The 9398-nt window shown below is 61.7% G+C and carries 14 protein-coding genes; all 14 read left to right on the forward strand.

Translation table 11 applies throughout. The features are described 5' to 3' along the window. The first annotated feature begins 8 nt into the window (after positions 1 to 8). Positions 9 to 233 (forward strand): STY1053 family phage-associated protein, encoded by a 225-nt coding sequence (locus FRAAU_RS07390; RefSeq protein ID WP_014402918.1) that lies wholly within the window; start codon positions 9 to 11, stop codon positions 231 to 233. Further along, positions 211 to 606: a DUF4054 domain-containing protein gene (locus tag FRAAU_RS07395; RefSeq protein ID WP_014402919.1), complete on the forward strand. Its 396-nt coding sequence runs from the start codon at positions 211 to 213 to the stop codon at positions 604 to 606. The genes FRAAU_RS07390 and FRAAU_RS07395 overlap by 23 nt, the downstream gene beginning before the upstream one ends. Further along, a complete protein-coding gene (locus tag FRAAU_RS07400; protein WP_014402920.1) occupies positions 603 to 1145 on the forward strand; it encodes a hypothetical protein in 543 nt (180 codons plus the stop codon). The genes FRAAU_RS07395 and FRAAU_RS07400 overlap by 4 nt, the downstream gene beginning before the upstream one ends. Continuing rightward, positions 1145 to 1528 (forward strand): hypothetical protein, encoded by a 384-nt coding sequence (locus FRAAU_RS07405; RefSeq protein ID WP_014402921.1) that lies wholly within the window; start codon positions 1145 to 1147, stop codon positions 1526 to 1528. Before FRAAU_RS07400 ends, FRAAU_RS07405 begins: the two co-directional genes overlap by 1 nt. Beyond that, positions 1521 to 2075, forward strand: a complete 555-nt coding sequence (locus FRAAU_RS07410) for a phage neck terminator protein (RefSeq protein ID WP_014402922.1) — start codon at positions 1521 to 1523, stop codon at positions 2073 to 2075. Before FRAAU_RS07405 ends, FRAAU_RS07410 begins: the two co-directional genes overlap by 8 nt. 3 nt (positions 2076 to 2078) lie before the next feature. Further along, complete coding sequence (locus FRAAU_RS07415; protein ID WP_014402923.1) at positions 2079 to 3563, forward strand: DUF3383 domain-containing protein; 1485 nt, start codon at positions 2079 to 2081, stop codon at positions 3561 to 3563. A gap of 8 nt (positions 3564 to 3571) precedes the next feature. Further along, entirely contained in the window at positions 3572 to 4012 is a 441-nt protein-coding gene (locus FRAAU_RS07420) for a DUF3277 family protein (RefSeq protein WP_014402924.1), read from the forward strand. 10 nt (positions 4013 to 4022) lie between these two features. Then, a complete protein-coding gene (locus FRAAU_RS16435) occupies positions 4023 to 4412 on the forward strand; it encodes a phage tail assembly chaperone (protein ID WP_014402925.1) in 390 nt (129 codons plus the stop codon). Between the two features lie 77 nt (positions 4413 to 4489). After that, a complete protein-coding gene (locus tag FRAAU_RS18000; RefSeq protein ID WP_425598082.1) occupies positions 4490 to 4609 on the forward strand; it encodes a DUF6889 family protein in 120 nt (39 codons plus the stop codon). After that, entirely contained in the window at positions 4606 to 6858 is a 2253-nt protein-coding gene (locus FRAAU_RS07430; protein WP_014402926.1) for a phage tail protein, read from the forward strand. Before FRAAU_RS18000 ends, FRAAU_RS07430 begins: the two co-directional genes overlap by 4 nt. 38 nt (positions 6859 to 6896) lie before the next feature. After that, a complete protein-coding gene (locus tag FRAAU_RS07435; protein ID WP_041270932.1) occupies positions 6897 to 7475 on the forward strand; it encodes a phage baseplate protein in 579 nt (192 codons plus the stop codon). 3 nt (positions 7476 to 7478) lie between these two features. Continuing rightward, positions 7479 to 7793: a phage baseplate plug family protein gene (locus FRAAU_RS07440; RefSeq protein WP_014402928.1), complete on the forward strand. Its 315-nt coding sequence runs from the start codon at positions 7479 to 7481 to the stop codon at positions 7791 to 7793. After that, positions 7790 to 8737: a phage protein gene (locus FRAAU_RS07445; protein ID WP_014402929.1), complete on the forward strand. Its 948-nt coding sequence runs from the start codon at positions 7790 to 7792 to the stop codon at positions 8735 to 8737. Before FRAAU_RS07440 ends, FRAAU_RS07445 begins: the two co-directional genes overlap by 4 nt. An 83-nt stretch (positions 8738 to 8820) precedes the next feature. After that, positions 8821 to 9396 (forward strand): Gp138 family membrane-puncturing spike protein, encoded by a 576-nt coding sequence (locus tag FRAAU_RS07450; RefSeq protein WP_041270455.1) that lies wholly within the window; start codon positions 8821 to 8823, stop codon positions 9394 to 9396. Positions 9397 to 9398 lie beyond the last annotated feature (2 nt).

The raw sequence follows: 9398 nt of genomic DNA on the forward strand, positions 1-9398 counted from the left end.
AGGTCGATATGCCGAGGATCAACGTGACCAAGGCATTCACCTTCACCCATGCCACCGGGGAGCGACAGCGCTTCCCGGTGGGCTGTCACGAGGTCGCCGAGTCCGTGGCCGGGCACTGGTACGCGCATGAGCACAGTGAGCCTGTAGCTGATGCAGACGTGATCGAGACGGACACACCCGCAAAGCGGCCGCGCCGCACGAGGAAGGCCGATGGCTCTGACACTGACGCCTGACCAGTTCAGGGCGGACTTTCCAGCGCTGGCCAGCACCACGACATATCCCGATGCGCAGGTGAATTTCTGGATCGAGCTGGCAGCTATCCGGCTCAACGAGGCCCGCTGGGGCAAGCTCCTGCAGTACGGCGCCGAGCTGTTCGTGGCTCATAACCTGGTGCTACAGGCGCGGGATATCGCGGATGTGGCGGCCGGCGGCGATCCGGGTGAGGTGACGGGCCCGGCGACAGCCAAGAGCGTGGACAAGGTGTCTGTGAGCTACGACGCCCAGTCCGTCGCACTGACCGACGGTGGCTTCTGGAACATGAGCAGCTACGGCATTCAGTTCCTGCAGCTCGCGCGCATGATTGGCACGGGCGGTATCCAGCTATGAGCATCAAGGTCAAGCAGGACAAGGTGAACGCCATCCTGCGGTCTCTGCAGGGCATGGAGCGAAAGCAGGTCATGATCGGCGTGCCGTCGGACACCTCGGACCGCCGAGACCCGACGCAGCCGATCACCAATGCCGAGATCGCTTACATCCAAGACAACGGATCGCCGGCGAACAACATCCCGGCCCGGCCGTTCATGCGTCCCGGCATGGATGATGCAGCGCCCCGCGCGGCGGTGCAGATGAAGAAGGGCATCACCGGGGTGCTGGATGGCGATCACGCGGCTGGAGAAAGGGCTCTTGATGCTGCCGGCATCGTGGCATCCAGTGCGGTGAAGAACGTCATCAACTCGGGCAATTTCACGCCTCTTGCCGATTCCACCCTGGCTGCCCGCGCGGCACGTGGACGCGCCGGCGCTCAGGAAGAGCTGGATCGACGCGATGCCGGCCATGCGCCGGGCACGGATCTGGCGAAACCCCTGGTCGATACCGGCCAGCTTCGCAACTCGATCACCTACGTCGTGCGATCCACGGAGGACTGATGCGCCTCAATGTTTCCCGTGTCCTGGCCTCGCGAGAGTTCCGGGACACTTCACTCGTCCGCATTCGCAACACGCAAACCGTCGGAGACGATGGCCGTGCGGTGAATGCCCAGGACAGCACCCCATTTTCTGGCGTCGTGACGAACGATGCCGGGTACATCCTGCGCCGCTTCCCGGCGGCCAGCGTCGTGTCCGGATCGATCCTGATCACGTCGCAAACCCCGCTCACGTCGGGCACCCCTGACCTGGATGCCGACATCGTGCGGTGGCGCGGCCAGCAGTACACCGTGTCGATGGTCAATGACTATACGACCTACGGCCAGGGCTTCACCGAGGCCATCTGCAATCCGCTCAGCCTGCAGGGAGGTGCTGACAGTGGGTAATGACTCTTCCACTGGCGGATACCTGCTGCCGGCGGCGGGCGGCCCGAGCTTCGATAACGCCCTGGATGACGCCATCCAGCAGGCAGTGGTCGGCATCACCGGATTACCGGGCAGCCTGGTCCGCCCACGTTGGCAGCCCATCGTGGCCAAGCAGCCGCCCATCGATACCGACTGGTGCGCCATCGGCGTCACCGATACCGAGCCCGACGACTATCCGGTGCAGGACCAAACTGCTACCGGGTCGGATCTGATCGAGCACGAGACGATCACGGTGCTGGCCACCATGTACGGCCCGCAGGCGGCAGCCAATGCCAAGGCCCTGCGCAACGGTCTGTATGTCGCCCAGAACCGCGAGGGGCTGCTCGCAGCAGGCATCAACCTGACGGATACCGGCAAGCCGATAGCAGCCATGGATTTCGTCAATCAGCAGTGGGTCCGGCGCTACGACCTGACCATCCGATTTCGTCGAAAGACGATCCAGAACTACGACATCCTCACCATCCTCTCAGCCGAGGCGGATGTGCACACTGACACCCACGAGGGGTAAATCATGGCCCGAGGCCTTCCCGTATCACGCATCATCAATATGAGCGCGGTCATCGCATCCGTCGGCGTCGCGACCGCGGACTTCAACTCGCTGCTGATCGTCGGCGCAAGCTCGGTCATCAGTATCAACGAGCGCCTTCGCTCCTATGGCTCTCTGGCCGATGTTGCATCGGATTTCGGCACCAGTGCGCCGGAATACCTGGCCGCTGCGCTCTATTTCGACCAGTCGCCCCGGCCGAGCGAGCTGTATATCGGCCGCTGGGCCAAGACGGCCAGTGCCGGCGAGCTGTCCGGCGGTGTCCTGAGCAGTGCCGCGCAGGCCATTGCCAACTTCACCGCCGTGTCTGCGGGCGGCATGGATATCACCATCGACGGCACGGCCAAATCGCTGAGTGCGATCGATCTGTCCGCCGTGACCAATCTCAACGGTGTCGCCTCGGCCGTCACCACGGCCCTGGCTGGCGTCGCCACCGTGACCTGGAACTCGGCCACCAATCAGTTTCAGGTGGTCAGTGCTACCACCGGCGCCACGTCTTCGGTGGGCTACGCCTCGGCCCCGTCCACGGGCACGGACATTTCGGCTCTGCTGGGCCTGACCTCGGGCGTAGCATCGGCACCATCCGACGGTATTGCTGCCGAGGAGCCGGTGGACGCGATCACCGCACTGGATGATGCCTCGGGCGGCTGGTACGCCTCGATGTTCGCCGATACCTCGCTGACCATCGCGCAGCACGAGGCAGTGGCCAGCTACATCCAGGGCGCGGCGCGCCTGCATCTGTACGGCATCACCACGCAGGACAGCCTGGTCCTAGACCCGACATCGACCACCGATATCGCCGCCGTGTTCGCCGGCCTAGCTCTGGATCGCACGGTCCTGCAGTATTCCAGCAGCTCGCCCTATGCGATTGCCTCGCTGTTCGGCCGTGCGCTGACCGTGGACTTCAACGCCAACAACACCGCGATCACCCTGAAGTTCAAGCAGGAGCCCGGCGTTACTGCCGAGACCCTGACCACCACGCAGGCCAATGCGCTGGAGGCGAAGAACTGCAACGTGTTCGTGAACTACGCCAATGGTTCGGCGATTCTCGAGCAGGGCGTGATGAGCAGCGGCGCATTATTCGACGAGATCCAGGGTGTGGACTGGCTGCAGAACGCCATCCAGACCGCGATCTTCAATCTGCTGTACACGTCTACCACCAAGATCCCGCAGACCGATGCCGGTGTGGCCCAGATTTGCACCACCGTCGAGGACCAGTGCGAACAGGGCGTTTCCAATGGCCTGCTGGCCCAGGGTGTCTGGAATACGACCGGCTTCGGATCGCTGTCGGAAGGCCAGACCTTGACCAAGGGATACTACGTCTACGCCGCGACCATCGCCAGCCAGTCCACGGCCGACCGCGCCGCGCGCAAGTCCCCGCCCATCCAGGTTGCCGCCAAGCTGGCCGGCGCCATCCATTCGGTCGATGTTTCGATCACCGTGAACCGCTGAGGTAGACCATGGCAACGTACAGTTTTCTCGATGTGGCTGCCACGATCACCGGTGTGGGCGGATCTTTCCGCCTCGGTAGTGGTGCGGGTGTGGCTGAGGAAGGCATCTCGTATGAGATGACCGAAGACAAGAACAACATGACCGTGGGCGCCGATGGCCAGGTGCTGCACGCACTTCATGCCGGCAAGAGCGGTCACATCACCATCCGGCTTCTGAAGTCGTCGCCCCAGAATGCGAAGCTGCAGGCCATGTATGACGCCCAGTCGTTGTCCAGTGCCACCTGGGGCCAGAACGTCATCAGCATCCGCAACTCGGCCGTGGGCGACGTGATCGCCTGTACGCAGGTGGCATTCCGCCGCTCGCCGAGCAACACCTACGCGAAAGACCCGAACGTGATGGAGTGGCAGTTCGATGCCGGCCAGATCGACGCGATTCTTGGCGAATACTGAGGAATGACCGATGCAGTTTGAAATCAATGGTCGGCAGTACCAGTCGGCCAAGATGGACACCCGTAAGCAGTTCCACGTCGCCCGCCGGCTGGCCCCGGCCATGGGCTCGCTCGCCGCAGTCGCGGCCAGTGGGTCAGTCGACAATCTGTCGGTGCTGAGCCCGCTGGCATCGGCCATCGCCGCCATGCCGGATGCAGACTGCGATTTCGTGCTGGATGCCTGTCTGGCCGTGGTCAGCCTCAACCAGTCCGGATCGTGGGTACAGATCGCCAACCGATCCGGAGGCCTGCAGTTCGACGAGATCGAACTGGGCGAGATGCTCCAGATCGCGGCGAAGGTGATCCAGGAGAACCTGGGCGGTTTTTTGCCCGCAAAGGCCGCACCCCTACCGAAGCAGTAGGGTCGGCCGGCAGCACGGATGCATGGGCCTGCCTTCCCGACGGGGAGGACTGGCTCCTGCGCCCCGTCGTGCGAGGCATGTGCAAATTCGAGAGCCTGATCGATGGGACGCTCGACCTAGAGCACATCGCCCTGATGAATGACGCCCTCGATGTCGTCGACGAGAACCGGATCAAAGCGGAGCGGAAACAGTCATGAGTTCGGAAGTCATCCGCGAATACCTGGTGTCGCTCGGCTACAAGATCGATGGCGACAGCGAGCGCCGATTTACTGAAAGCCTGGGTGGGGCCGCCAAAGATGTTGCGGCCCTGGGAGTCGCAATGGCGGCTGCAGCGACGGCATTTGTTGCTGGCGTGGCCAAGATTGCCGGCGGCATGGAGCAGCTGTATTTCGCTGCTCAGCGGACCCATGCGGCCGTGGAGAGCATTCAGGCCCTGCAGTACGCAGCCGCCCAGATGGGATCTAGCGCCGAGGGCGCTGCCGGCTCGCTTGAGTCGCTGGCGCGCTTCATGCGTGAGAACCCGAACGGGGAGAACTTTGTTCGTAGCCTGGGTGTATCTACCCGCGATGCGAATGGTCAGCTGCGCGACACTACCCAGATCATGGGCGATCTCGGCAAGCGCTTGGCGGCCATGCCGTATTACCGCGCTCGGCAGTACGGATCGATGTTCGGGTTCGATGAGCGCACGCTCATGGCCCTGCGCTCGGGCATGGGCCAGTTCACCGACCAGTATCAGCAGATGCTGCGCGTGGCCGGCCTCAATTCGACCCAGGCGGCAGCCGCGTCGCATGGCTTCATGGTGCAGCTGCGAGAGGTAGCGGCGTGGCTGCAGATCCTCTCCCAGAAGGTCTACACGGATCTGGCACAGGGTATTGGCGACGATATTGAGCGCTTCCGGGTCCGTTTTATTGCGGACTTCGGGAAAATCTCGCACATCATCGAGTCAGTGGTGAAAGGCATCCTGTGGGCAGTCGACATCGTGACCAGCTTCGGCATGGTGGTGGCCGATGCCATCGAGGGCGTGATTGGCTGGTTTCGTGGACTCGATGCCAATTCGAAGCATGTCGTGGAGGCCATTGGCGCGATTGCTGCGGCATGGGTAGCGCTTGACGCGGCCATGGATGCCAACCCGATCACGCTGGTGCTGATTCTGGCTGCGGCAGTCGCCTCCCTATGGAATGACTTCAAGGTCTGGAAGCGGGGCGGAACAAGCCTGATTGATTGGGGTAAATGGAAGCCAGAAATCGATCTGGCGAGCGCAGGCATTCACCTAATCACCCATGCCATCGAGGCATTGGTGCATATGTTCGAGCGGCTCTGGGAGCAGACGGCAAAGATTCGATCCGCTGGCCTTGGCGAGATTTCAAAGATTGCCCATGGCATTTGGGATGCAACCTCAGGCGCGCGGCAATGGTCCCTTCAGGCCCAAAAATCCATCTGGGATTGGGCCACCGGCGGATCCCCGCAGGTCGGGCAGGACGCGCAGGCACTCGCCGCTGCTGCTAACCAGATCCGCAATCAGGTCACAGGCCTGCCATACGAGCATGGCCGGCCGGGCCCAGATGCTCCACGAGGCATCCGCAACAACAATCCCTTGAACATCCGTCACGATGGCGGATCGTTCAATGTGTATGCCACGCCGCTTGATGGATTGACAGCAATGGCTCACCAGTTTGCCCTGTACTACTCGGGCAGGTCCGCCACCGCGCACCATGAGGCACTGCACTCCATTCGTCAGATCATTTCGACGTATGCACCGCCCAAGGATGGAAACGATACACAGGCCTACATCGCCGACGTCTCCAAGCAGACCGGCATCGATCCAGATGCTGACCTGAATTTTGCTGACCCGGCGCGGATGCAGGCATTCATGCAGGCCGTGACGCGCCATGAGAACAGCGGACGGAACCCCTATGACAACAGCCTGTTCGCTCAGGCGATTGCCAATCAGGGGGCATACCCGAAGGCAGTGGGCGTGGATCGAGGATCAAGTTCCGCACAGCTTGCTGATGGCTTCAGAAAGCTCCACGAGCTTGTCAGCACCATTCACGGCAACCTGCAGGGACCACAGATTCAGGGTCTGCTTTCATCGCTGATGGATGCATACCCGGCGGCCCAGGCAGAGAACAATGGCGCATTGAGCGGAGCCATTGCAGATGCGGTGCAGCAGATCCAGAAGCTTCAACCTGGTCAGCAGTTCGATGCTCGGGCACTTACGCAGCGCCTCGACGATCTGTCGCGACCTCGGCTACTTGCAGACGCATCCACTGCGGCAGCGGCTGGCCAGCCTGCGGCGTCACGGTCAGGCAACACATTGAACCAGCAGACGAGCATTGTTGTGCATGGCGCCACCGATCCGCAGGCTACGGCCAAAGCGATTCAGGAGCGGCAGCAATCGGTGAATGAGCGGGTCACTCGGAACATGACGGCAGGGACGGCGACATGAGCATACTCAGCACAGCCGCCGTTCTTGTCGGCGGAACCGTGGCGGATATCCTGATCACGCAGAAGCGGCGAATCGGGACCATTTATCCGCAGGTGACCATCTCGGAGCGCATGCACGACGAGCTGGCCATGACGGACAACCCCGTTGATTCGGGTGAGGTCGTCACCGATCACTCATACAAGTTACCGGCCGAGCTGACCATGCGCTGCGGATGGAGTGAGAGCGGATCGCTGTTCAATGACATCGACAGTCTGCAGATCGCATCTACTCCCAACGAGGCCTATCAGAACCTGCTTTCCCTGCAGAAATCGCGCCTTCCGTTCACGGTCACGACCCCGCGTCGACAGTACAGCAACATGCTGATCCGATCCCTGGACGTGACCACGGATGCGGCGACGGCCAATGTACTGATGGTCGAGGTGGTCATGCGCGAGGTGATCATTGTCAGTACCCAGCAAACGACCATGGCGGCAGCCGAGGATCAGGCCAGCCCGCAGGACACAGCGGCCACGACCAATGGCGGGGTGAAGCAGGCGACGGTGGTCACCGATACATCGGTTTTGAGCAAGATCGGGACGGGTGTAGAAAGTGCATTCTCCGCGATTACTGGAGGGTAAAGCATGGCAAAAACTGTCTACCAGATTCCCCTGGATGCGGCCGGCCAGACCATCCAGGCGATGATCGGCTCAGTGCAGTATCAGCTCACCGTTCAGTGGCGGAAATTCTCCGGCTGGGTGCTAGATATTGCCTCTACGGATGGGACTGCCCTGGTGTCGGGCATTCCGCTTGTCACCGGCGTGGATCTTCTGGGCCAGTACGGATACCTGGGCATCGGGGGATCTCTGCTCATGGCTACCAATGCCGACCCCGATGCTGTGCCGACCTATGAAAACCTTGGCACGACTAGCAATCTGTATTTCGTGGTGACCTCATGAGCCAGTCTGCCCAGCAGTATTTGCGCCAGGTACAGCTGGTGATCGGCACCCCTGGCGGCCCGGCGGTCGATGTCTCTGATCTTCGCGTGACCTTCAATGTGCGCTCAGCTTCGGTCGAGACCCTGAAGTCCGCGAACATCCGGATCTTCAATTTGGCCAAGGCCACAGCATCGAAGGTGCTCAACGAGTTCACTTACATCGAGCTGCATGCCGGCTACCCGAACAACATGGGCATGATCTTCCGCGGCGAGATCTGTCAGGTGAAGTATGGCCGCGATCAGAACATGGTCGATACCGTCACCGAGATCCTGGCCCAGGATGCTGACACGGCTTACAACCAGGCGGTGATCAGCAAGACGCTGGCCAAGGGCTGGACCTACGAGGATCAGTTCAGTGCGCTGATGCGGCCTTTGAACAAGTACGGGGTCAATCCTGGCTTCTCGCCCAGCCGGACAAACAGCCCGGCACCGCGCGGAATCACCATGTACGGCATGGTCCGCGATGAGATGCGGATCCTCGCCGAGGATATGGATTGCGACTGGATCATGGAGGACGGGTTCCTGCACCTGATTCCGTCCGATGGATATATCCCAGGCAACGTGCCGGTGATCAATGGCATGACGGGTATGGTGGGTATCCCAATGCAGACCATTGAGGGTATTGAGGTGCAGTGCCTGCTCAATCCCCTGGTAAAGGCGGGCGGGGCGGTGAAGCTCAACAATGCCGAGATCGCCAAGGCGGCCAACCGCGTGCCGACGAATACGACAAACGGCTTGCAGCCGGTTGCCGGCCTGGATGCGGATGGCTTCTATCGCGTTGCGTGCGTGACGCATACGGGCGACACCAGGGGGCAGCAGTTTTACACCTACATCATCGGCTATTCGGTCGATCCCAATCAGGCTCGGCCCATGGTTGGCCCCTCAGTTACAGCGGTGCCCGGATAATGCGACCCACTGAGCGATACGAGGACCACGAGCATGTCCTGCGCGAGATCATGCGCTCTGCGCGCACTCGGCAGTGGACATGCATGCCTGGGCATTTCGTCAGTTTCGATGCCGGCACATGCACCGCCGTCGTGCAGATTGGGATCGCTGGCCAGCAAACAAGTGACGGCGTATCGACGGCCGTGCCGTATCCCGTGCTGGTCGATGTGCCGGTGCAGTTCCCGCGGGGTGGTGGTGCGGCGCTCACGTTCCCCATTGCCGAGGGAGATGAGTGCACGGTGCATATCGTGGACCGTGCGATTGATGGCTGGTTTGAGTCCAGTGGCATCCAGCCGCCGAGCAGCAAGCGACGGCAGGCGATAAGCGATGCGTTTGCAGTCCCCGGCTCTCTGTCGAAGCCTGCTCGGCTGCAGAACATCAGCACGTCCACAGCGCAGCTGCGGAGTGTGGATGGCAAAACCTATGTTGATCTGGACCCGACTGGCCAAGTGGTGAAAATCACTGCGCCCGGCGGCCTGGTCATCGATGCGCCCAGCGTCAAATGCAGTGGCACAGTCACAGCATCGGGCGAGATCACCGGCAACGGCATCCCACTGTCCACCCACACTCATTCAGGCGTGCAGTCAGGTTCAAGCAGTACCGGCAAGCCGCAGGGGTAGCC

Source organism: Frateuria aurantia DSM 6220 (genome assembly GCF_000242255.2).
Taxonomy (GTDB): Bacteria; Pseudomonadota; Gammaproteobacteria; order Xanthomonadales; family Rhodanobacteraceae; genus Frateuria; species Frateuria aurantia.